At 68.9% G+C, this 21,773-nt stretch carries 18 protein-coding genes and 1 tRNA gene; 3 read left to right on the forward strand and 16 right to left on the reverse strand.

What is annotated here, in order from left to right:
• Positions 1–30 precede the first annotated feature (30 nt).
• Positions 31–279, forward strand: coding sequence for an SCO4226 family nickel-binding protein (locus AC5P1C_RS17720; RefSeq protein ID WP_493866792.1), 249 nt, complete (start codon positions 31–33; stop codon positions 277–279).
• A gap of 61 nt (positions 280–340) precedes the next feature.
• Here AC5P1C_RS17720 and AC5P1C_RS17725 read toward each other — a convergent pair.
• The 4 genes from AC5P1C_RS17725 to AC5P1C_RS17740 all read right to left on the reverse strand — a co-directional run bounded on the left by AC5P1C_RS17725 (position 341) and on the right by AC5P1C_RS17740 (position 3,115).
• Positions 341–413, reverse strand: a tRNA-His gene (locus AC5P1C_RS17725).
• 109 nt (positions 414–522) lie between these two features.
• Complete coding sequence (gene orn / locus AC5P1C_RS17730; protein WP_493866793.1) at positions 523–1,125, reverse strand: oligoribonuclease; 603 nt, start codon at positions 1,123–1,125, stop codon at positions 523–525.
• 10 nt (positions 1,126–1,135) lie between these two features.
• The gene (locus tag AC5P1C_RS17735; protein WP_493866794.1) at positions 1,136–2,365 is read right to left on the reverse strand and encodes a GlxA family transcriptional regulator; all 1,230 of its coding nucleotides are present in this window, start codon (positions 2,363–2,365) and stop codon (positions 1,136–1,138) included.
• Between the two features lie 477 nt (positions 2,366–2,842).
• Positions 2,843–3,115 carry a hypothetical protein gene (locus tag AC5P1C_RS17740; protein WP_493866849.1) on the reverse strand — a complete coding sequence of 91 codons (273 nt, stop codon included), beginning with the start codon at positions 3,113–3,115 and terminating at the stop codon, positions 2,843–2,845.
• A gap of 573 nt (positions 3,116–3,688) precedes the next feature.
• Between AC5P1C_RS17740 and AC5P1C_RS17745 the strand changes: the two genes are divergently transcribed.
• Positions 3,689–4,213, forward strand: a complete 525-nt coding sequence (locus tag AC5P1C_RS17745) for a universal stress protein (RefSeq protein ID WP_493866795.1) — start codon at positions 3,689–3,691, stop codon at positions 4,211–4,213.
• 322 nt (positions 4,214–4,535) lie between these two features.
• On the opposite strand, the gene glmS is transcribed toward AC5P1C_RS17745, so the two are convergent.
• The 3 genes from glmS to AC5P1C_RS17760 form a co-directional block, all read right to left on the reverse strand.
• On the reverse strand, positions 4,536–6,353 hold the full coding sequence (glmS, locus tag AC5P1C_RS17750; RefSeq protein WP_493866796.1) for a glutamine--fructose-6-phosphate transaminase (isomerizing): 1,818 nt from the start codon (positions 6,351–6,353) through the stop codon (positions 4,536–4,538).
• Positions 6,354–6,389: 36 nt separating this feature from the next.
• Positions 6,390–6,647 (reverse strand): hypothetical protein, encoded by a 258-nt coding sequence (locus AC5P1C_RS17755; protein ID WP_160505170.1) that lies wholly within the window; start codon positions 6,645–6,647, stop codon positions 6,390–6,392.
• A gap of 132 nt (positions 6,648–6,779) precedes the next feature.
• Positions 6,780–7,670, reverse strand: coding sequence for a DUF4429 domain-containing protein (locus AC5P1C_RS17760; RefSeq protein ID WP_493866797.1), 891 nt, complete (start codon positions 7,668–7,670; stop codon positions 6,780–6,782).
• A 130-nt stretch (positions 7,671–7,800) separates the two neighbouring features.
• On the opposite strand from AC5P1C_RS17760, the gene AC5P1C_RS17765 reads away from it, so the two are divergent.
• Positions 7,801–9,423, forward strand: coding sequence for a beta-N-acetylhexosaminidase (locus AC5P1C_RS17765; protein WP_493866798.1), 1,623 nt, complete (start codon positions 7,801–7,803; stop codon positions 9,421–9,423).
• Between the two features lie 69 nt (positions 9,424–9,492).
• Here AC5P1C_RS17765 and AC5P1C_RS17770 read toward each other — a convergent pair whose 3' ends face one another.
• The 9 genes from AC5P1C_RS17770 to AC5P1C_RS17810 all read right to left on the reverse strand — a co-directional run bounded on the left by AC5P1C_RS17770 (position 9,493) and on the right by AC5P1C_RS17810 (position 21,761).
• Positions 9,493–11,259 carry an IucA/IucC family protein gene (locus AC5P1C_RS17770; protein WP_493866799.1) on the reverse strand — a complete coding sequence of 589 codons (1,767 nt, stop codon included), beginning with the start codon at positions 11,257–11,259 and terminating at the stop codon, positions 9,493–9,495.
• A complete protein-coding gene (locus AC5P1C_RS17775) occupies positions 11,256–11,828 on the reverse strand; it encodes a GNAT family N-acetyltransferase (RefSeq protein WP_493866800.1) in 573 nt (190 codons plus the stop codon). The genes AC5P1C_RS17770 and AC5P1C_RS17775 overlap by 4 nt, the downstream gene beginning before the upstream one ends.
• Positions 11,825–13,078: a lysine N(6)-hydroxylase/L-ornithine N(5)-oxygenase family protein gene (locus AC5P1C_RS17780; protein ID WP_493866801.1), complete on the reverse strand. Its 1,254-nt coding sequence runs from the start codon at positions 13,076–13,078 to the stop codon at positions 11,825–11,827. Before AC5P1C_RS17780 ends, AC5P1C_RS17775 begins: the two co-directional genes overlap by 4 nt.
• A gap of 22 nt (positions 13,079–13,100) precedes the next feature.
• Positions 13,101–14,549: a pyridoxal phosphate-dependent decarboxylase family protein gene (locus tag AC5P1C_RS17785; protein ID WP_493866802.1), complete on the reverse strand. Its 1,449-nt coding sequence runs from the start codon at positions 14,547–14,549 to the stop codon at positions 13,101–13,103.
• A gap of 186 nt (positions 14,550–14,735) precedes the next feature.
• Positions 14,736–15,779 carry an ABC transporter substrate-binding protein gene (locus AC5P1C_RS17790; protein WP_493866803.1) on the reverse strand — a complete coding sequence of 348 codons (1,044 nt, stop codon included), beginning with the start codon at positions 15,777–15,779 and terminating at the stop codon, positions 14,736–14,738.
• A 240-nt stretch (positions 15,780–16,019) separates the two neighbouring features.
• Positions 16,020–17,174, reverse strand: coding sequence for an acyl-CoA dehydrogenase family protein (locus AC5P1C_RS17795; RefSeq protein WP_493866804.1), 1,155 nt, complete (start codon positions 17,172–17,174; stop codon positions 16,020–16,022).
• A 6-nt stretch (positions 17,175–17,180) separates the two neighbouring features.
• Complete coding sequence (locus tag AC5P1C_RS17800; RefSeq protein WP_493866805.1) at positions 17,181–18,146, reverse strand: hydroxymethylglutaryl-CoA lyase; 966 nt, start codon at positions 18,144–18,146, stop codon at positions 17,181–17,183.
• Positions 18,143–20,092, reverse strand: a complete 1,950-nt coding sequence (locus tag AC5P1C_RS17805; protein ID WP_493866806.1) for an acetyl/propionyl/methylcrotonyl-CoA carboxylase subunit alpha — start codon at positions 20,090–20,092, stop codon at positions 18,143–18,145. The genes AC5P1C_RS17800 and AC5P1C_RS17805 overlap by 4 nt, the downstream gene beginning before the upstream one ends.
• A gap of 52 nt (positions 20,093–20,144) precedes the next feature.
• A complete protein-coding gene (locus AC5P1C_RS17810) occupies positions 20,145–21,761 on the reverse strand; it encodes a carboxyl transferase domain-containing protein (protein ID WP_493866807.1) in 1,617 nt (538 codons plus the stop codon).
• Positions 21,762–21,773: the final 12 nt, after the last annotated feature.

Raw genomic sequence — 21,773 nt, forward strand, 5'->3', positions numbered from 1 at the left:
AACGCGCGAGCCGGAAGGGGGTGCGGCGCCATGTCCCAGTTCATGGACGTCCACCACGGGATGAAGGACATCACGGCCGACCAGCTGAAGGAGGCTCACCAGGCCGACCTCGCCATCGAGAAGGAAGAAGGCGTTCACTTCAAGAAGGCCTGGGCGGATCCGAAGTCCGGCACGGTCTACTGTCTCTCCGAGGCGCCATCGGCCGAGGCGGTCCAACGCATTCACGAACGTGCCGGCCACCGGGCCGACGAGGTCCACCCCGTCCCCCTGACCGTCTGAACCGCGCACGGACACGAAGAAGGCCCGGTCCGCTTCCGCGGACCGGGCCTTGATCATTCAGGGTGAGTGACGGGACTTGAACCCGCGGCCACCTGGACCACAACCAGGTGCTCTACCAACTGAGCTACACCCACCATGTCCGGTCGTTTTCGTTCTTCCGACCGGCCGAGAAAAAGTGTACAGGGTCCGAAGGGGTGCTCGCGCACGCGTTTTCCGGACCCCGTACAGAGGGTTCCGCGGAGGCTACTCCGCGGGCAGCACGTACTTCGCCGCGATGGTTTTCGCGGTGTCCGAGTCCGGGCCCGGCTGCGGCACGAAGACCGCCTCGCGGTAGTAGCGCAGCTCGGCGATGGACTCGCGGATGTCGGCCAGTGCCCGGTGGTTGCCGTTCTTGTCCGGGCTGTTGAAGTACGCCCGGGGGTACCACCGCCGGGCGAGTTCCTTGATCGAGGAGACGTCGACGATGCGGTAGTGGAGGAACTCCTCCAGCGTCTGCATGTCGCGCAGCAGGAAGCCACGGTCGGTGCCGACCGAGTTCCCGCAGAGCGGAGCCTTGCGGGGCTCCTTGACGTGTTCACGTACGTACGCCAGGACCTGCTCCTCGGCGGCGGCCAGCGTCGTGCCCGACGCCAGTTCGTCGAGGAGCCCCGAGGCGGTGTGCATTTTGCGCACCACCTCGGGCATGGTCTCCAGCGCCGCGTCCGGCGGGCGGATCACGATGTCCACACCTTCGCCGAGCACGTTCAGTTCCGAGTCGGTGACCAGTGCGGCCACCTCGATAAGTGCGTCGTCCGCCAGCGAGAGCCCGGTCATCTCACAGTCGATCCACACCATGCGATCGTTCATGCGTCTTACCCTACGGCGCGCTCCTCTGGCCGGGCAGTGGCGGACGTCCTGGTGCGTACATATCCGAGCTCGGCTTTCCCGGATCCGCGGACAGCGAGGCCGACGGGCCGAAGGCGCTCGCGGCCGCCGTACGCCGGGTCTGCGAGGGCACGGGCCCGCCCTCCGCGTTCACCGTCGCCGTGGCGGCGGGCGCGGATTCCAGCAGTGCGCGCTCACCCCCCTGCGGCCTGCGGGCGCGATAAGCGGCCCGGTAGGCGGCGGGCGACGAGCCCAGCTGGCGCCGGAAGTGACCGCGCAGGGCCACGGGCGAGCGGAAGCCGCAGCGGCCCGCGACCTCGTCGACGGAGTAGTCGGAGGTCTCGAGCAGCCGCTGTGCCTGCAGTACGCGCTGAGTGATCAGCCACTGCAGGGGAGCGCTCCCGGTGAGCGAGCGGAACCTGCGGTCGAAGGTCCGCCTGCTCATGTAGGCGCGCGCGGCCAGGGTCTCCACGTCGAACTGCTCGTGGAGATGCTCCAGGGCCCAGGCGACGACCTCGGCGAGCGGGTCGGCGCCGATCTCCTCCGGTAAAGACCTGTCGAGATAGCGCTCCTGGCCGCCGGCCCTGCGCGGAGGCACGACGAGCCTGCGGGCGAGCGCGCCCGCCGCCTCGTTGCCGTGGTCCGTGCGCACGATGTGCAGGCACAGGTCAATTCCGGCCGCGGTCCCCGCGCTCGTGAGCACGTCCCCGTCGTCGACGAAGAGCTCACGCGGGTCCACATGGACGGACGGATACCGCTTGGCCAGCGTCGGTGCGTACATCCAGTGCGTGGTCGCGGGCCGGCCGTCCAGCAGGCCGGCCGCCGCGAGCACGAAGGCTCCGGTGCACAGACCCACGATGCGGGCGCCCTCTTCGTGCGCCCGGCGCAGCGCGTCCAGTGCCTCCGGCGGCGGCGGCGATGTGATCGACCGCCAGGCAGGCACCACGACGGTGCCCGCGCGCCCGATCGCCTCCAGGCCATGTGGCGCGGTGAGTTCGAGCCCCCCGGTCGTACGCAGTGGCCCCTCTTCGCCGGCGCAGACCAGCAGCCGGTAACGGGGTACCCCGGCGTCCTGCCGGTCGATCCCGAACACGGAGAGCGGTATCGAACTCTCGAAGATGGGGCCACCGCTGAACAGCAGCACCGCGACAATCTCCCTGCGGCGGCGCCCGGAAAGCTTCCGCGACGCGGCTTCTTGCACGGCAGTGGAGTCGTGGCTCATGGCGCTAAGCCCCCCTCGGTCGTCGCGGCTCCCTGTTCTTGGCGTGCTCTGTGTTCTCTGTGTTTTCTGCGGTCTATGCGTTCTCGGTGTTCTCGGTGTTCTCTGTGTTCCCGGCGCTCTTGGCGTTCCTGTCGGACCTGTCGCTCCTGCACGTTTCCCCTCGGTCCTCCACCAGTCCCCCGCCGTAATACAGTCATGATCGAATCTACTGCGTCCCGTGCTGCCGGGGTGACCAGTTAAGGACCCGGCACTATGTCGACATGGCAACTTGGCGTGAAGCAGTCGATCACGAAGCGTTGCACTCACGGGCGTTGCTGGGAAGTGCGCCTCGGCCCGGTGGCCGGTCCCCGTAGGGTTCAGACGCCTTCCGCATGCCTTTCGGCCCTGGTGGGACCGGGGTTGAGTACCCCTTCGGCCAAGGAATGCATGGCCATAGGAAGTTGGCTGAAAAGATGCGGTGGAGTGCGCGCGAATCGGTCAGTCCTCCGGCGCGGACCCACCAGCATGCCGACCGCCCCGGTGCGCCCCCGCGCCCGTCCTTCCGTGCCGCCCGCGGCGCTCGCCGCCTCGCTCATCGGCCGCCCGCTCGGCCGCCCGCGCCGCTCCCCGCTCGGACTGCCGCAGAAGCAGCCGGCAGACCCCCGTCACGGCCACGAGCCCGAGGGCCGACCCGGCGGCCCCCGCCAGTGATGTCCCGTACCCCACGAGGACGACGGGAACCAGGACGCAGCTGAACGCCGCCCAGCGCACGACATCACTCGCGGAATCCTGTGGAGGCGCGGGCGGAGGCTCCTCGGCGCGCGGCGCGGGGACGCCGCCACGCGGACGCTCGTGCGCCCCCTCCGGCTGCGGTCGGCGGCTCTGCGTCGTGACATGTGAGGACGTCGTGCCCTGGGAGGACACGGGCGGCGGTCCAGGCACGGCGGGCTCCCTGTGGCGGTGGCGTACCGAGGTTCAACGCGTGGTCGCTCGGCCGGTCACTGGCGTGAACCTTGTGGCCGAAGGTCGCCCGCGTGGGTGCCGCGCGGGTGGGTGCGCAAACCGCCTGTACGAGGCAGCAACCATTGCCATACGGGCGCCTCTCATGCATGCTCCGGTGAACGCCGTGAGGCTCCCTGCAGGGCCGGTAGCAAGCTCTGGGCAGGAGAGGAGTGTCGCCGTACCCTTAGGGGTATGGGGTTGGGAAGATGATTCCCGGACACAGCTCCGGTCGTCGCCGCTCCTCCTCGACCCTGTCCGATCTTGTCCGTTCCGCTCCACAATGCGCCGTACGACCCGAACAGAACAGACCCTCCCACAGAGGACTCCTTCGCCGAGACACCCATGGCCGGTCACGAATTCTCCGAACCAGCGGACCGCAAGCGGCAGGTCGCCGACCCCACGGCGACCCCCCAGGCGGCGGAAGAACCACGTCATTCCTGCGATCCGGCCTTCCGGCACGGGGTCGTCGTCGGTTTCGACGGCTCGACCTCGAGTGAGCGCGCTCTCTCGTACGCGATCGGGATGGCCCATCGGTCCGGCTCCGGCCTGATCATCGTCCATGTCGCGAACAGGCTCCCCACCACGGTGTGGGCGGGCTGCGAGCCTCCGGTCTTCGTCGATGTGCCGGACCACCGCACGGAAGTACTCGGCCTCGAGCTGGCCTGTGCGGACTATCTGACCGAAGTGCCCTGGATCCTCGTCGAGCGCGGTGGCGACATCTGCCACGAACTCGAAGAGGTCGGCCGGGAGTACTCGGCGGACGCGATCGTCGTCGGATCGACGCACGGGATCGTGGGGCGCATCTTCGGCTCCGTCGCGGGCCGGCTCGCGCGCCGCGCGCAACGGCCCGTGGTGGTCATTCCGTAACGTCCCTTCGCCCCAGGTGGGGTGAGGGTGGCGAGCCGTCAACTTCCTTGCCGTGTAGATAAATCTACTCGTGCGTAGAGGTGGGTTGCGCCCTTGTGAAGGGTACGTACAGGGGGCACGACCACCTGCCGACCGGGGAGTGACGGCCACCGGATGAGGCAGGGCACGGGTCGGGGGAATGGGCGCCCCTGACCCCTGAAGAACGACCCCTCGCACGCTTGGTGGCACGCGCGAGGGGTCGTTCATGTCACGGGGCGGTCCGACCGGCTGAAACCATGTCACGGGGCGGTCCGACCGGCTGAAACCGCCCGGCTCGTGAGGACTACTCGACCGTGACCGACTTCGCCAGGTTGCGCGGCTTGTCGATGTCCCGGCCGAGCGCCAACGCCGTGTGGTAGGCGAGGAGTTGGAGCGGGATGCCCATCAGGATCGGGTCCAGCTCGTTCTCGTTCTTCGGGACCAGGATGGTCTGGTCGGCCTTCTCCTGCTCCTGGTGGGCGACCGCGAGGATCTTGCCGCTGCGGGCCTTGATCTCCTCCAGGGCGGCGCGGTTCTTCTCCAGGAGGTCGTCGTCCGGGACGATCGCGACCGTCGGGAGCGCGGGCTCGATGAGCGCGAGCGGGCCGTGCTTGAGCTCGGACGCGGGGTAGGCCTCGGCGTGGATGTACGAGACCTCCTTGAGCTTGAGCGAGGCCTCGCGGGCGACGGGGTAGCCCCGTACGCGCCCGATGAAGAGCATGGAGCGGGCCTCCGCGTACTCCTTTGCGATCTTCTTGATCTCGTCCTCCTGCTTGAGGATCTCCGAGATCTGGCCGGGCAGCTTGCGCAGGCCCTCGATGATCCGCTTGCCGTCGGAGACCGACAGGTCGCGGATGCGGCCCAGGTGCAGGGCGAGCAGGCCGAAGGCGACCGTGGTGTTCGTGAAGCACTTGGTCGAGACGACGCAGACCTCCGGGCCCGCGTGGACGTACACGCCCGCGTCGGCCTCACGGGCGATCGCGGAGCCGACGACGTTCACGACGCCCAGGACGCGGGCGCCCTTGCGCTTCAGCTCCTGGACGGCGGCGAGTACGTCGTACGTCTCGCCGGACTGCGAGACGGCGATGTAGAGGGTGTCGGGGTCCACGACCGCGTTGCGGTAGCGGAACTCGGACGCGGGCTCCGCGTCGGCGGGGATGCGGGCCAGCTCCTCGATCATCTGGGCGCCGATCATGCCCGCGTGGTACGAGGTGCCGCAGCCGAGGATCTTGACGCGGCGCACCTTGCGGGCGTCGTGCGCGTCCAGGTTCAGGCCGCCGAGGTGCACGGTGGAGAAGCGGTCGTCGATGCGGCCGCGCAGGACGCGGTCCACGGCGTCGGGCTGCTCGAAGATCTCCTTGTGCATGTACGTGTCGTGGCCGCCCATGTCGTACGACTCGGCCTCCCACTCCACGGTGGTCGGCGAGGCGGTCGTGCGCGAGCCCTCGGTCGTGTACGTGCGGTAGTCGTCGGCCTTGATGGTGGCCATCTCGCCGTCGTCGAGGGTGACGACCTGGCGGGTGTGCGAGACGAGCGCGGCGACGTCCGAGGCGACGAACATCTCCTTCTCGCCGATGCCGAGGACGACGGGGGAGCCGTTGCGGGCGACGACGATGCGGTCGTTGAAGTCGGCGTGCAGGACGGCGATGCCGTACGTGCCCTCGATGTGGCGCAGGGCCTCGCGGACCTTGTCCTCCAGCTTGTCCGCCTGGGCGCGGGCGATGAGGTGGGTGAGGACCTCGGTGTCCGTCTCGGAGAGGAACTCGACGCCGTCGGCGGTGAGCTTGGCGCGCAGCTCGGACGCGTTGTCGATGATGCCGTTGTGGACGACGGCGACCTTGTCGTCGCCCGACATGTGCGGGTGGGCGTTCTCGTCGGACGGGGCGCCGTGGGTGGCCCAGCGGGTGTGCGCGATGCCGGTGGTGCCCTTGAAGCGGGCGGGCACCTTGGCCTCCAGGTCGCGGACGCGGCCCTTCGCCTTGACCATCTTCAGGCCATTGGCCTTGGGGCTGGTGATGACCACGCCCGCGGAGTCGTAGCCGCGGTACTCCAGGCGCTGGAGGCCTTCGAGGAGGAGGGGGGCCACGTCACGCTTGCCGATATAACCGACGATTCCACACATAGAGGGTGTCCTAGCCGTAGAGGGTTTTCGGTACTTCTAGCCGTAGATGAGGCGGCGCAGCTGCCGGAGGGTGAGCTCGGGCGGCGCGACCGCGCGGTACTGGAGATCCGCCGAGATCTGTTCGAAGATCGCCGCGTTCAGCAGGCCCTGACCTTGCAGTTCGCGGTGGCGGCGACGGACGAATTCTTCGGTCGTCTCGTCGAAGTAGGCGAGCACGTCCTGGATGACCCGCAGAGCTTCGCCCCGCTGGAGCGGGGTGCTGCGGGTCAGGTGGTCCACCAGGTCGTCGTGCATTCGTTGATCCTGAAGGAAGAGGCCTCTACGTGCAACAATCCTGCCCGATTCCGGGCAGGATCGCGTCGAATATCGGCCCCGATGGGGGTGCGGGCGGGGCAATCGGGTGGGTGGGAGGGAAGGTCTTTTGGCTCACAGCCGCTTCAGGACCGCCTGTTTGGCCGCAGTGAACTCCTCGTCCGTGAGTATCCCGGACAGGTGAAGCTCCCCCAGCTCACGAAGCCTCCGCAGCAACGCGTCGTGATCGTCCTCCACGGGAGCAGGCGCGGGCGCGGCAGCCGCCGACAGAGCAGCCGGAACCTCCGGGGGCTCCGAGACACCCGCCCCCGCCGGATGTGGCAACCGCACCTGCACAGCGGCAGCGACCAGCGCCATCAGCGGGTCCTTCTTGAAGCCCCACAGCTCGACCGAGTTCGGGTCGTACTTCGGCGGGGCCTTCGTGGGGGAGTGCCGCACGGTGAAGCGGAGGTAGCCGTTCTCCAGCCCCACGGCGGGCTGCCACTCCACCGCGGCCACATCCGCGAGGGCCAGCGAGCGCGTACCGGCCGCCGACTTCGCCTCCTCCGTCTTCCAGTTCCACTCCAGACGGATGTGCTCGCCGTCGAAGCTCGCCGTGCCGTCCCCGGCCGACACCGAAAGCGGCACCGAAGGGCCCGTCAGGAGATAGCTGTCGCAGGGCGCGGCCGGCACCTGCTCGAGGAGCAGCGCGTTGCGGACCTCGTCCACGACGTACTCCGCGACCCCGTAGCGGTCCGACTCCACCGTCAGTTGGTACGGATCGGCGTCCCCGAGCTTGCCCCCCGCGGCCTGGAGCAGCGGGTCGGCGCCGTCCCGCAGCCGCAGCCTCAGCCGCCCCGACTTCTTGCCCTGCTCGAAGGCGATGCCCGCCAACGCGCCGAGCGGCACGGCGAGTTCGCCCAGTGACTTGCGCAGCAGGGACACGTTCTTGTCGCGTCCCGGCACAAGACGCAACGTCTCTCCGTCGAAGGTCCAGGTCCCGTCGCGCTGGATGATTTCCGCCATGGGGGCGATTCTTCCACCGGCGGGCCCCGGAAGTGGTCTACACCCTTGACCCGCCACGGGGCGCAGGGTACCCATGGTGACCGTTCGATTTTGATGCACCACAGTGATGGCCCGTCGAAGGGACCCGCTCGTGAGACAGCACCACAGATCGACCCGCCTGTTCGGATCGTTGCTGCTCGTGGCGGCAGCCGGATTCTCCTCCGTGGCCGCTGCGCCGGGCGGCGGCAGCGGAGCCAGGGAGGCAGCCACGGCCACCACCCCGACCCCGCTCGGCCAGGTCGTCCCGGCCCCCGCGTCCGCCGTCCCGGGCGGATCCCCGTACGAGATCGACTCCAAGACCCGCATCCGGGTCGACGACTCGCGTGACGCGAAGAGGATCGGCGGCTATCTGGCGGGCGTGCTGCGCCCCTCCACCGGATACTCCCTGAAGGTCACCGACGACGAGGGCCGCGACGGGATCCGGCTGCGGCTGAGCTCCAAGGACAAGTCCCTGGGGAACGAGGGCTACCGCCTCGAATCGAAGCGCGGTTCCGTCACCATCACGGCCCGCAAGGCCGCGGGGCTCTTCTACGGGGTCCAGACGCTGCGGCAGCAACTCCCGGCAGCCGCAGAGAAGAAGACCAAGCAGAAGGGCCCCTGGCTGGTCGCGGGCGGCACCATCAAGGACGCGCCCCGCTACGAGTACCGCAGCGCGATGCTCGACGTGTCGCGGCACTTCTTCTCGGTCGACAAGGTCAAGCGCTACATCGACCAGATGTCGCTCTACAAGGTCAACAAGCTGCACCTGCACCTGAGCGACGACCAGGGCTGGCGCATCGCCATCGACTCCTGGCCCAGGCTCGCGACGTACGGCGGATCCACGCAGGTCGGCGGCGGCGAGGGCGGCTACTACACCAAGGCCCAGTACAAGGACATCGTCCAGTACGCGGCGTCGCGGCAGCTCGAGGTGATCCCCGAGATCGACATGCCGGGCCACACGAACGCCGCGCTCGCCTCGTACGCCGAGCTGAACTGCGACGGCGTCGCGCCGCCGCTCTACACCGGTACCGAGGTCGGCTTCAGCTCGCTGTGCGTGAAGAAGGACATCACGTACGACTTCGTGGACGACGTCATCCGCGAGATCGCCGCCATGACACCCGGCAAGTACATCCACATCGGCGGCGACGAGGCGCACTCCACCAGCCACGAGGACTATGTGGAGTTCATGAACAAGGTGCAGCCCGTGGTCGCCAAGTACGGCAAGACCGCGATCGGCTGGCACCAGCTGACCGGCGCCACACCGGCGAAGGGCGCCCTCGCGCAGTACTGGGGCTACGACGCCACCAGCGCCGCCGAGCGCGAGCAGGTCGCGAACGCGGCGAAGAACGGCACCAAGCTGATCCTCTCGCCCGCCGACCGGTCCTACCTCGACATGAAGTACGACAAGGACACCCCGCTGGGTCTGTCCTGGGCCGGATACGTCTCGGTGCAGCGCAGTTACGACTGGGACCCGGGCACGTACCTGACGGGCGCGCCCGCGGAGTCGATCCAGGGTGTCGAGGCACCGCTGTGGTCGGAGACGCTCTCGACGTCCGCGCACATCGAGTACATGGCGTTCCCACGCCTGCCCGGCATCGCCGAGCTCGGCTGGTCGCCCGCGTCGACGCACGACTGGGACACGTACAAGGTGCGGCTCGCTGAACAGGGGCCGCGCTGGGACGCGTTGGGCATCGGCTACTACAAGGCGCCTGAGGTTCCCTGGCCCGGCGAGTAATCGCGCGGGCACATGAGAGTGGGCTCCCGGGGACCGTCCCGGGAGCCCACTCGGCTTATCAGGGTGTGGCTACGCGATCGGGTTCCTCAACGTCCCGATCAGCTGCAGCGCGCCCGCCGGATCGGCGAGGTCCACCATCTGCTCGTTGTCCCGCAGCTGGAGCCGGTTCAGGCAGGAGCGCGCGAACTCGGGGGCGAACATGTCGAACTGCTTGAACTTGTCCGCCAGTTGGGGCGTGGCCTCCTGGTAGGCGGTCACGCACTCGGCGACCGCGCCCCAGAACGTCTCCTCGTCCACCAGGCCCTCCGTGACGAGGTTCGCGGACAGGAAGCGGAAGAAGCAGTCGAAGACGTCCGTGAAGATGGACAGGAGCTTCTGGTCGTCGGGGACCTCGACCCGCAGCCGCTCCACCGTCGGCGGGAGCACCGCGTCCGGGTCCATGACCGCGATCTCCTCGGCGATGTCCTTGAAGATCGCTCGCTGTACGACGCCGTCCTTCAGGACCAGGATGACGTTCTCGCCGTGCGGCATGAAGACGAGGTCGTACATGTAGAAGCTGTGCAGCAGGGGCGTCAGATAGGCGTGCAGGTAGCCGCGCAGCCACTGGGCGGGGGTGAGCCCGGAGCGCTCGATGAGGGCGCCCGCGAAGGACGTCCCGTCGAGGTCGGTGTGCAACAGCGAGGCCATCGTGGCCAGTTGCTCACCCTCAGCGAGGGACGGGACGGGGCTCTCGCGCCACAGGGCCGCGAGCATTTTGCGGTACGGGGAGTAGCGGTCGGTGGCGGCCTCGTACTCCAGGTGGCGATAGCCGACGGCCGCGCGCTCGCGGATGATCGTCAGGCCGGTCGACTTCAGGGTCTCGTCGGTGTCGATGAGGTTCGCGAGCCAGTCGTTGATCGCCGGGGTCGCCTCCATGTACGCGGCCGAAAGTCCGCGCATGAAGCCCATGTTGATGACCGAGAGGGCCGTTTTGACGTAGTGCTTGGCCGGGTCGCTGGTGTTGAAGAAGGTACGGATCGACTGCTGGGCGAGGTACTCGTCGTCGCCCTCGCCCAGGCAGACCAGGTGCCGCTGGGCGACCTCCGCCGCGAAGGTCACGGAGAGCTTGTTCCACCACTGCCAGGGGTGTGCCGGGATCAGGAGGTAGTTGTCCGGCTCCAGGCCCTGGTCACGGAGTGTGCGGTCGAACCGGTCCAGGGTCTCCTGGCCCAACTCGTCCCGCAGGAACGACTCGTAGTCGATTCCGGCGCCCGCGGTGAAGGCGGCCCGGTCCTTGCGCGCCGCCAGCCAGACCAGCCGTACGGGGCTCGCGGTCTCGGGAGCGTACGAGAGGTACTCGTGCACGCCGAAGCCGAGCCTGCCGTTGTTGGCGACGAAGCAGGGGTGGCCTTCGGTCATGCCCGACTCGATCTCCTGGAAGCCGGAGCGGGAGAGCTCGGCGGCCGGGATCGCGGGCTTGGTCAGTTTGTAGCAGGTGCCGGAGAGCGTGGAGGAGATCTCCTCCAGGTAGACCGGCAGGATCTCGTCGCTCAGACCGAGTGCCGTCCGTAGCTCAATGAAGAAGTCGAGAGCGTTCAGGGGGAGTTCGGTGCCGTCGCGGTGCCGGGAGATCGAGTCGGCGTCGACCTGCCAGTGGTCGAGCCGCAGCCGCTGGGCGGTGAAGCGGTAGCGGGTCAGTGCGTCGTCGCTGCGGATGACGTATTTGTCGTCGCCCAGTGGCTCCGGGGTGAAGAGCCGCTCGTGGGCGAACTCGGCGATGGCTTTGCGGATGAGGAGACGGTTGGCCTGCTCCCAGCGCTCGGGGGAGAGGTGCGCCGTTGCGTCGGACAGGGTCATATCGCCGATTCCCTTTCGCGTACTGCTTGTTCGCTGTGACATTCGAAGAACTGCTCGCGGGTGCAGAAGCTCAGCAGAGCCTTCTTCTCCGGCTTCTGGATGACCTCGGACGCCCGGAAGCCGACGGCTTCGTTGAGGGCGTGCACGGCCGTGTTGTCGATGTCGGGCTCGACCACCACGCGCCGGGTCTCCGGGTCGGCGAAGAGCGTCGCCATGACCTTGGTGATCACGTCACGGGTGAAGCCGGGGATGCGGACGTCGGACGGCGCGGTGAGGAAGTGCATGCCCACGTCGCCGGGCTGCGGCTCGTAGAGCCCGACCAGCTCGACGTACCGGGGGTCGTAGCGCTCCATCAGGAAGGCGGGGACGCCTTTGTGGAGGCCGATGAACGCGTCGTGGTGCTCGTGGGCGGCGATCGCCATGTACTCGCGCTCGACGTCCGGCAGCGTCGCGTCCTGCATCATCCAGAACGATGCCTTGGGGTGGGTGACCCAGCCGTGCAGGAGCTCGGCGTCGTTCAGCGGGTCGAGGGGGCGGAGGGTCAGCTCCGCGGGGGTGGGGGTGGTCATACGGCGAACTCCTGGAAGGCGATGGACTTCTCGACGGGGTAGTACTCGGAGCCGAGCAGCTCACCGATGATGTACGCGTTGCGGTACGGGCCCATGCCCAGGTCGGGGCTGGTCAGGGAGTGGGCGTGCACGGCGCCGTTCTGCAGGAAGATGCCGCGCCCGGTGGTGTCTATGGAGTAGTTGCGGGCGACCTCGAAGCGCCCCCGGCCGTCCCAGCGGATCCGGCCGCGCACCGGCTCCAGGAAGTCGGGCGTGACGTACTGGTAGCCGGTGGCCAGGATCAGACCCTCGGATTCCAGCTCGAAGTCCTTGCCCTGCTCGTCCTGGCGCAGGCCCAGGGTGTAGGTGCCGTTCTCGTGACGGGCGCTCCGCAGCGAGGAGTTGGTGAGCAGCCGCGTCGGCACCGGGCCGCCGAGGTTCTTCTGGTAGAGAAGATCGAATATCTCGTTGATCAGGTCGCCGTCGATGCCCTTGAAGAGCGTCTTCTGCTGATCCTGTAGGCGGTAGCGGGTCGCTTCCGGCAGGGCGTGGAAGTAGTCGACGTACTCCGGAGACGTCATCTCCAGCGTCAGCTTCGTGTACTCGAGCGGGAAGAAGCGCGGGGAGCGCGTGACCCAGTTGAGCTTGTAGCCGTGGACGTCGATCTCGCTCAGGAGGTCCTGGTAGATCTCGGCGGCGGACTGGCCGCTGCCGACGAGCGTGATCGACTCCTTCTTCTGCAGCTCCCGCTTGGACTGCAGATAGCGGGAGTTGTGGATGAAGTCCCCGCCGAGGTCCGCGCACGACTCGGGGATGTGCGGCGGGGTGCCCGTCCCCAGGACGAGATGGCGGGCGCGGAAGGTGTCGCCGGTGGTGGTGTGGACGACGTACAGATCATCGGCGTACGTCACCTCCGTCACCGTCGTGCTGAAGCGGACCGAGGAGAGCTTCGCGGCGGCCCAGCGGCAGTAGTCGTTGTACTCCGTGCGCAGCGGATAGAAGTTCTCGCGGATGTAGAAGGAGTAGAGGCGACCCGATTCCTTCAGGTAGTTGAGGAAGGAGTAGGGGGACGTCGGGTCCGCGAGGGTGACGAGGTCGGACATGAACGGGGTCTGGAGGTGAGCGCCCTCCAGGAACATGCCCGAGTGCCACTCGAAGTCCGGCTTGGACTCCAGGAAGAGGCCGTTCAGCTCGTCGATGGGTTCGGTCAGGCAGGCGAGGCCGAGGTTGAAGGGGCCAAGACCGATACCGATGAAGTCCAGTGGTTCCATCGGTTCCAGTGGCTGTCGGTGATCAGGAAGCGCGGTCAAGGGTCTCTCCCAGGTACTGCTCGGCGTGGCCGGCGATCAGATCGAGTACGGCCGTGATGTCGGCGACCGTGGTCTCGGGATTGAGCAGGGTGAACTTGAGGTACTGACGCTCGCCGACCTTGGTGCCCGCGACGACGGCGTCACCGGAGGCGAACAGGGCCTTGCGGGCGTACAGGTTGGCGCGGTCGATGGCGGACGGGTCGCAGATCGACTCGGGGATGTAGCGGAAGACGAGCGTGGAGAGCTTGGGCTCCACGACGACGTCGTAGCGCGGGTCGGCGGCGAGCAGCTCCCAGCCCTCGCCCGCGAGGTCGCAGACGGAGTCGAAGAGCTCGCCGATGGCGTCGGCGCCCATCACGCGCAGGGTCATCCACAGCTTCAGGGCGTCGAAGCGCCGCGTCGTCTGGAGGGACTTGTCGACCTGGTTGGGGATGCGCTCCTGGACCATGCGGCGCGGGTTGAGGTACTCCGCGTGGTACGTCGCGTGGCTCAGCGTGGAGCGGTCCCGGACCAGCACGGCGGAGGAACTCACCGGCTGGAAGAAGGACTTGTGGTAGTCGACGGTCACGGAGTCGGCGCGCTCGATGCCGTCGATGAGGTGGCGGTTCTTGCGCGAGGCGAGCAGTCCGCAGCCGTAGGCGGCGTCGACGTGCATCCAGGTGCCGTACTGCTCGCAGAGCTCGGCGATCTCGGGGAGCGGGTCGATGGAGCCGAAGTCGGTGGTGCCGGCGGTGGCGACGACCGCCATGGGGGTGAGGTCGTTGTCACGGCAGCGCTCCAGCTCGCGGGCGAGTGCCACGGTCTGCATGCGCTTGTCGTGATCGGTGGGGATGACGATCACGGCGTCCTCGCCGAGGCCGAGCAGGGTCGCGGCCTTCTGGATGCTGAAGTGGCCGACCTCGGAGGCGAAGATGCGCAGGTGCGTGGCCGGCTTCCCTGCTTTGGCCGCTTCTTCGCGGGCGAGGAGCATGGCCTGGAGGTTGGACTGCGAGCCACCGCTCGTGAACACGCCGTCGGCGGCCGGGCCGAGTCCGATGCGTTCGGCGGTCCAGTCGATGAGACGGCGCTCGATCAGGGTGCCGCCCGCGGACTGATCCCAGGTGTCGAGGGAAGAGTTGATGGCGGACAGCACGGCCTCGCCGAGCACGGCCGGTATGACGACCGGGCAGTTGAGGTGCGCGAGGTAGCGGGGATGGTGGAAGTACACGGCGTCGCGCAGGTAGAGCTCGTCGAGCTCGTCCAGGGCGGCGATGGTGTCGTGCAGGGGCTCGTCCAGGTCGACGGCCTCGATGCGGGGCGCGAGATCGTCGACGGAGACGCCGGTAAAGGGGCGTGAGGTGGTGGCGATTCTGGCCGCCACCCGCTCGACTCCTTCGGTCACGGAGCTGCGGTAACGCTCCGCGGTGGTGTCGTTGAGCAGGTGCGAGCGCATGAACTTCCTCTGGGTGAGGGGACTTGGGGGAAGTGAGGTAAGCCTAACCTAACTACCCTCGTGGTTAAACCCAGGGGGTCCCTGTAGTCACAAAGAGGCAGGAAAACGGAACAGCCCTCTCCGGAATGCGGAGAGGGCTGTACTCGGGCGCAGGGGTCAACGGGCGTCAGTGAGGGACGGGAGGTGTCAGCTGACCTTCTTGGCCTTCTCGATCGCGTCGGCGAGGTCCTCGAGGATCGGGGCGCACTTGTCGTACGAGTAAATGGGCTCGGTGACACGGGGGATGACCTGGCCGGCCTTGACCGCGGGCAGCTTCGCCCACGTCGGCTTGGACTTGTCCAGGGCGTCGGGCTGCAGGGCGGAGGTGCGGTTGTCCATCATGATGATGTCCGCGCCGTGCTTGTTCACGTTCTCCCAGCTGAGGTTCTCGAACCAGCCGCCGCTCTCCTTCTTGGCGCCCTCGGAGGGCTCCACGAAGTTCACGCCGAGGGACTTGAAGTACTCCAGGTCGGCGGAGAGGTTCGTCCCGGATACGTAGAAGATGTCCTGGCTGGCCGAGCCGACCATGACCTTGATGTCCTTGTTCGCCTTGGCGACCTTGCGCAGCCGCTCGGCGGCGGCCTCGAAGCGCTTCTTCGCCTTGACGATCTTCTCGGCCTTCACGTCCGCGCCGAGCGACTCGGCGAGCGAGAGCAGGCGTTGGAGGGGCTGGGTCATCTGGCGGTCGTAGACGCTGATGCCGACGCTCGGGGCGAGCTTGAGGATCTTGTCCTTGCTCTCCTCCGGCACGTACCAGAGGGTGCCCGCGTCGTCGAACATCGTGGAGACGAGGAGGTCGGGGGCGAGGCCCGCGTACTTCTCGATGTTGAACTGACCCCATTCGTTGCCGATGACCGTCAGCTTGCTGACGTCCATGTCGCCGGCCTGGACGTCTGCCTTGCCGTCCTTGGTCTTCGTCGGGCCGAAGACGCCCTTGACCTCGACTCCGTAGTCGAAGAGCGCGGCGGCGACGCCGGTGAAGGCGACGATGTTCTTCGGCGTCCCCTTGGACTTGGCGGTCGTGCCGCGGTCGTCCTTGAAGCTCCAGGGGCCGGAGTTCCCGGAGTCCGCCGCGCCCGAGCCGTCCTTCTTCTCGTCGCCGCAGGCTGCCAGCAGGGCCGTGAGGCCGAGGGCGCCGCCGGCGGCGAGGATGCCGCGACGGGAGGGCTGAGGGAGACGGGCGTGGGACATGAGAGTCTCTGCTTTCGTGAGGACGGGGGCGGGGCCACTGGCCGGAACTAGCGCTTAGGTTAACCTAACCTAAGCTGATGTCCAGCGGCTCCCGCGGTCGCCTTCCCCGGTGCGGGCGTGGTTATCCCGGCTCTCCCGCCAATCCACGTATCCACGTATCCCGCGATTCCGGCTCTCCCGCGATTCCCGGCTGTCCTGCGTTCCGGCTCTCCCCGCGAAGCCCGGCTGTCTGCGTCCCGGCTAGCCCGCGAAGCCCAGCTCCCGGGCGATCAGCATGCGCTGCACCTCGCTGGTGCCCTCGCCGATCTCCAGGATCTTGGAGTCCCGCCACATCCGTGCCACCGGGTACTCGTTCATGAAGCCGTACCCGCCGTGGATCTGGGTGGCCTCGCGGGCGTTGTCCACGGCGACCGTGGAGGAGTAGAGCTTCGCGATCGCCGCCTGCTTCTTGAAGGGCTCCCCGCCGACGAGGCGCGATGCCGCGTCCCGCCAGCCGACCCGGGCCATGTGCGCCCGCGTCTCCATGTCGGCGATCTTGAACTGGATCGCCTGATTCGCGCCGATCGGCTTCCCGAAGGCGTGCCGCTCCTTGGCGTACTTCACGGACTCGTCCACGCAGCCCTGCGCGAGCCCCGTCGCGAGCGCGGAGATCGCGACGCGGCCCTCGTCGAGGATCCGGAGGAACTGGGCGTACCCGCGGCCCTCTTCGCCCAGGAGGTTCGCCACCGGAACCCGCACGTCCGAGAAGGCGAGCTCGCGGGTGTCCGAGGCGTTCCAGCCGACCTTCGAGTACGGTGCCGCGACCGTGAAGCCCGGTGTCCCGGACGGCACGATGATCGAGGAGATGAGCGGACGGCCGTCCTCCTTGCGGCCGGTGACGGCGGTGACCGTGACCAGGCCCGTGATGTCCGTGCCGGAGTTCGTGATGAAGCACTTGGAGCCGTTGATCACCCACTCGTCGCCGTCCCGCACCGCGGTCGTGCGGGTGCCGCCCGCGTCCGAGCCGCCGTCCGGCTCCGTCAGGCCGAAGGCGCCCAGGAGTTCACCGGAGCAGAGCCGGGGCAGCCACTCGCGCTTCTGCTCCTCGGTGCCGAAGAGGTGGATCGGCATGGCGCCAAGCGAGACGCCCGCCTCCAGGGTGATCGCCACCGAGGAGTCGACCCGCGCCAGCTCTTCGAGCGCGATGCCGAGGGCGAGATAGTCGCCGCCCATCCCGCCGTACTCCTCGGGGAAGGGCAGGCCGAACAGGCCCATGCGGCCCATCTCGCGCACGATCTCGTACGGGAACTCATGGCGTTCGTAGAGGTCGCCGATCTTCGGGGCTACCACGTCGTGCGCGAACTCCTCGACCGTGCGGCGGAGTTCCTCGTGCTCGGGGGACAGACGGTGGTCCATCGTTCTTCACTGCTCCTGGTGGGAGGTGCCGGTCAGGGCACGGACGGTGCGGGACGGGCTGGGGCGGCCCAGTTGTTCGGCCATCCACGCGCTGGTGGCGGTGAGCAGGCCGAGATCGACGCCGGTCTCGATGCCGAGGCCGTCGAGCATCCATACGAGGTCTTCGGTGGCGAGGTTGCCCGTGGCGCTCTTCGCGTACGGACAGCCGCCGAGGCCGCCCGCCGACGCGTCGACCGTGCGCACGCCGTGCTGGAGGGCGGCGAGGGTGTTCGAGAGCGCCTGGCCGTACGTGTCGTGGAAGTGCACGCCGATGCGGTCCGTGGGCACACCCTCTTCGTTCAACTCCGCCAGGAGGGACAGGACATGGCCCGGCGTGGCCACGCCGATCGTGTCGCCCAGGCTCAGCTCGTCGCAGCCCATGTCCAGGAGCGCCTTCGCGGTGCGGACGACCTGGGCGATGGGCACCGGGCCCTCCCACGGGTCGCCGAAGCACATGGAGAGATAGCCCCGCACGTGCACCTTCTGGTCGCGTGCGCGGGCCACGACCGGCTCCGACATCGCGAGGGCCTGAGCCATCGTGCGGTTCAGGTTGGCCTTGGCGAAGGACTCCGTGGCGCTGACGAAGACGGCGACGCTGCGGGCGCCGAGCGCCAGGGCGCGGTCAAGGCCCCGGTCGTTCGGCACCAGGACGGGGAGCTTCGTCCGGCCGTCCTGCGCCAGGTCCCGTACGAGCGGGAACAGTTGCTCGGAGTCGGCCAGTTGGGGCACCCACTTGGGGTGCACGAAGCTGGTCGCCTCCACGGTCGTGAGGCCCGCGGCGGCGAGGCGGCGGATGAACTCCGCCTTGATCTCCGTGGGGACGACCGCCTTCTCGTTCTGCAGGCCGTCCCGCGCGCCCACCTCATGGATGCGGACGCGGGGCGGCAGGTCCTGGGTGGGGACGACCATGGGGAGCGGGCTCGGGGGTGTCATTTCTCCTCCTCCGGGTCATCGGGGATCACCACGGCCAGGATCTGGTCCATGGCGACGGTCGCGCCCGGTGTGACGTCGAGTTCGCTGACGGTGCCCGCGTGCGGGGCGGAGATGACGTGCTCCATCTTCATGGCCTCGACCACGAGGAGGCTCTGCCCCTGGGCCACGCGGTCGCCGGTGGTGACCTTGACGACCGTGACCGTGCCGGGCATGGGGGCGGTCAGGGCGTCGGCGCCGCTGTGGGCGGAGCCGGTGAGGCTCGCCTCGACGGGGTCGAAGTCCTGGACGTGCCAGGCGTCGCCGTCCCTGCCGAGCCAGTCCGCGGCGCGGTGGAAGGTGTGGGTGAGGCCGTCCACGTGGATCGTGACGCGGCCGGGCTCCACGGTGCGCGGGCCCTCGCCCGCGATGTGCGCGACGGGCTCGTGTCCCGGTACGCGCAGGTGGTGCGTCAGCGGGGCGGGGGTGCCGCCCAGGCGCCAGCCCTTCGGCTCCGAGAACGGGTCCCGCCAGCCGTTACCGTCAACGGAGGGTTCCAGGGCGGCGTTGCGCAGGGCCGCCGCCGCTGCGTACACCTCGTCGGGTACCCCTTCGGGGACGAGGTCGTCCGCCTCGCGCTCCACGAGGCCCGTGTCCAACTCCCCGGATACCACCGCCGGGTGGGCCAGGAGCCGCCGCAGGAACCCTGCGTTGGTGGGCACGCCCAGGGTGACCGTCTCCGCCAGGGCGGCCCGCAGCTTGCGCAGGGCGGTCGGGCGGTCCGGGCCGTACGCGATGACCTTCGACAGCATCGGGTCGTACAGACTGCCGACCTCCGTGCCCTCGCTCAGGCCGGAGTCGGTCCGCACGCCGTCGCCCTGCGGCTCGCGCAGGGTGAGCACCGTCCCGCCGGACGGCAGGAAGCCGCGGGAAGGGTCTTCGGCGCAGACGCGGGCCTCGATCGCGTGGCCCGTGAGCGTGATGTCCCGCTGCCCGTACGGGAGTTCCTCGCCCGCGGCGACCCGCAGCTGCCACTCCACCAGGTCGATGCCGGTGATCAGCTCCGTCACCGGGTGCTCCACCTGGAGCCGGGTGTTCATCTCCATGAAGTAGTACGACGCTGGGTCCTTGCCCGGCACGATGAACTCCACCGTGCCCGCGCCCGCGTACCCGCAGGAGCGCGCCGCCTGGACCGCCGCCTCGCCCATCGACGCGCGCGTGGCCTCGTCGAGCAGGACGCTGGGAGCCTCCTCGATGATCTTCTGGTGGCGGCGCTGGAGCGAGCACTCGCGCTCGCCCAGGTGGATCACGTTCCCGTGGCCGTCCGCCAGGACCTGGATCTCGATGTGCCGGGGGCGGTCGATCCACCGCTCCACGAGCAGCGTGTCGTCACCGAAGGAGGACCGCGCCTCGCGCCGCGCGGCGGCGATCTCGTCCGCGAGCAGGGACGCGTCCCGCACGAGCCGCATACCCTTGCCGCCGCCGCCCGCCGACGGCTTGAGCAGCACCGGCATGCCGATCTCCCGGGCGGCATCGGCCAGTTGGGCGTCCGTCAGGCCGCTGCCCGATGAGCCGGGGACCACCGGGACCCCGGCCGCCTTGACCGTCTCCTTGGCGCGGATCTTGTCGCCCATCAGATCGATCGCCGAGGCGGGCGGCCCGATGAAGACCAGGCCGGCGTCCGCGCAGGCCTGCGCGAACTGTGCGTTCTCCGCGAGGAAGCCGTACCCCGGGTGGACCGCCTGGGCGCCGCTGCGGGCTGCCGCGTCGAGCAGCCGCTCGGCCGACAGATAGCTCTCGGCGGCCGGTGCGGGGCCCAGGCGCACGGCCGTGTCCGCCTCCCGCACGTGCCGTGCGTCCGCGTCCGCGTCGCTGAACACGGCGACCGAGCGCACGCCGAGCGCCCGCAGCGTCCGGATGACGCGGACTGCGATCTCGCCTCGGTTGGCGACCAGCACGGTGTCGAACATCGTCCCTCTCCCCGGTGTGGTCCCTTGTCGGAAGTCGCTCATCGTCCGCCCCTCACATCCGGAAGACGCCGAAGCCGGGCTCGCCCAGCGGGGCCTCGGCGCAGGCGGTCAGGGCGAGGCCGAGGACCTGCCGGGTCTCCATGGGGTCGATCACGCCGTCGTCCCACAGCCGGGCCGTGGCGTAATAGGCGTTGCCCTGCGCTTCGTACTGGGCGCGGACCGGGTCCTTGAAGGCCTGCTCGTCCGCCTCCGACCACTCTTCGCCCCGCGCCTCCAACTGGTCGCGCTTGACGGTCGCGAGGACCGATGCCGCCTGCTCGCCGCCCATCACGGAGATCTTGGCGTTCGGCCACATCCACAGGAAGCGGGGGGAGTAGGCACGGCCGCACATCGAGTAGTTCCCCGCGCCGTACGAACCGCCGATCACGATCGTCAGCTTCGGCACGCGGGTGCAGGCCACCGCCGTCACCATCTTGGCGCCGTGCTTGGCGATGCCACCCGCCTCATAGTCCCGGCCGACCATGAAGCCGGAGATGTTCTGCAGGAAGACCAGGGGGATGCCGCGCTGGTCGCACAGCTCGATGAAGTGGGCGCCCTTCTGGGCGGACTCGGAGAACAGGATGCCGTTGTTCGCGATGATGCCGACCGGGTGGCCGTGGACGTGGGCGAAGCCCGTGACCAGCGTCTGGCCGTACTCCGCCTTGAACTCGGCGAAGCGGGAGCCGTCCACCACGCGCGCGATGACCTCACGGACGTCATAGGGAGTGCGGGAGTCGGTCGGCACCGCCCCATAGAGCCCCAGGGGGTCGACCTTCGGCTCCTCCACCGGGCGGACGGACCAGGGGAGTTCGCCGCGCTCGGGCAGCGTGGAGACGATCGTCCGCACGATGCGCAGCGCGTGCGCGTCGTCCTCCGCGAGGTGGTCCGTCACCCCGGAGGTCCGCGAGTGGACCTCGCCGCCGCCCAGCTCCTCGGCCGTCACGACCTCGCCGGTCGCCGCCTTCACCAGGGGCGGGCCGCCGAGGAAGATCGTGCCCTGATTGCGGACGATCACGGCTTCGTCGCTCATCGCGGGGACATACGCCCCGCCGGCCGTGCAGGAGCCGAGCACGGCCGCGATCTGCGGGACGCCCGCTCCGGACATCCGCGCCTGGTTGTAGAAGATCCGCCCGAAGTGCTCGCGGTCCGGGAAGACGTCGTCCTGCATGGGCAGGAAGGCGCCGCCCGAGTCCACCAGATACAGGCAGGGGAGGCGGTTGTCCAGCGCGACCTCCTGGGCGCGCAGGTGCTTCTTCACCGTCATGGGGTAGTACGTCCCGCCCTTGACGGTGGCGTCATTGGCGACGATCACGCACGTGCGTCCGGAGACCCGGCCGATGCCCGCGATGACTCCTGCCGCCGGGGCGTCCCCGCCGTACAGGCCGTCGGCCGCGAGCGGTGCCAGCTCCAGGAAGGGCGAGCCGGGGTCGAGCACGGCGTCCACGCGGTCGCGGGGAAGCAGCTTTCCGCGTGCGACATGGCGGGCGCGGGCACGCTCGCCGCCCCCGAGCGCGGCCGCCGCGAGCTTGGCCCGCAGCTCGTCGACGAGGGCGGTGTGCGCCGCCTCGTTCGTCCGCCATGCTTCGGACGCGGGATCAGCCGCGCTCGTCAGCACCGGTGCCTGCAGCATCAGTCGAGCCCC

The organism is Streptomyces sp. A18 (genome assembly GCF_059026065.1).

What these genes read in the sequence shown, in the direction of transcription:
- AC5P1C_RS17795 (WP_493866804.1), bottom strand. Translation starts at nt 17,174, where the DNA reads ATGGACCACCGTCTGTCCCCCGAGCACGAGGAACTCCGCCGCACGGTC.
- AC5P1C_RS17755 (WP_160505170.1), bottom strand. Translation starts at nt 6,647, where the DNA reads ATGCACGACGACCTGGTGGACCACCTGACCCGCAGCACCCCGCTCCAG.
- AC5P1C_RS17805 (WP_493866806.1), bottom strand. Translation starts at nt 20,092, where the DNA reads ATGTTCGACACCGTGCTGGTCGCCAACCGAGGCGAGATCGCAGTCCGC.
- AC5P1C_RS17770 (WP_493866799.1), bottom strand. Translation starts at nt 11,259, where the DNA reads ATGACCCTGTCCGACGCAACGGCGCACCTCTCCCCCGAGCGCTGGGAG.
- AC5P1C_RS17720 (WP_493866792.1), top strand. Translation starts at nt 31, where the DNA reads ATGTCCCAGTTCATGGACGTCCACCACGGGATGAAGGACATCACGGCC.
- AC5P1C_RS17780 (WP_493866801.1), bottom strand. Translation starts at nt 13,078, where the DNA reads ATGGAACCACTGGACTTCATCGGTATCGGTCTTGGCCCCTTCAACCTC.
- AC5P1C_RS17790 (WP_493866803.1), bottom strand. Translation starts at nt 15,779, where the DNA reads ATGTCCCACGCCCGTCTCCCTCAGCCCTCCCGTCGCGGCATCCTCGCC.
- glmS (WP_493866796.1), bottom strand. Translation starts at nt 6,353, where the DNA reads ATGTGTGGAATCGTCGGTTATATCGGCAAGCGTGACGTGGCCCCCCTC.
- AC5P1C_RS17775 (WP_493866800.1), bottom strand. Translation starts at nt 11,828, where the DNA reads ATGACCACCCCCACCCCCGCGGAGCTGACCCTCCGCCCCCTCGACCCG.
- AC5P1C_RS17735 (WP_493866794.1), bottom strand. Translation starts at nt 2,365, where the DNA reads ATGAGCCACGACTCCACTGCCGTGCAAGAAGCCGCGTCGCGGAAGCTT.
- AC5P1C_RS17760 (WP_493866797.1), bottom strand. Translation starts at nt 7,670, where the DNA reads ATGGCGGAAATCATCCAGCGCGACGGGACCTGGACCTTCGACGGAGAG.
- AC5P1C_RS17785 (WP_493866802.1), bottom strand. Translation starts at nt 14,549, where the DNA reads ATGCGCTCGCACCTGCTCAACGACACCACCGCGGAGCGTTACCGCAGC.
- AC5P1C_RS17810 (WP_493866807.1), bottom strand. Translation starts at nt 21,761, where the DNA reads ATGCTGCAGGCACCGGTGCTGACGAGCGCGGCTGATCCCGCGTCCGAA.
- AC5P1C_RS17800 (WP_493866805.1), bottom strand. Translation starts at nt 18,146, where the DNA reads ATGACACCCCCGAGCCCGCTCCCCATGGTCGTCCCCACCCAGGACCTG.
- AC5P1C_RS17745 (WP_493866795.1), top strand. Translation starts at nt 3,689, where the DNA reads ATGGCCGGTCACGAATTCTCCGAACCAGCGGACCGCAAGCGGCAGGTC.
- orn (WP_493866793.1), bottom strand. Translation starts at nt 1,125, where the DNA reads ATGAACGATCGCATGGTGTGGATCGACTGTGAGATGACCGGGCTCTCG.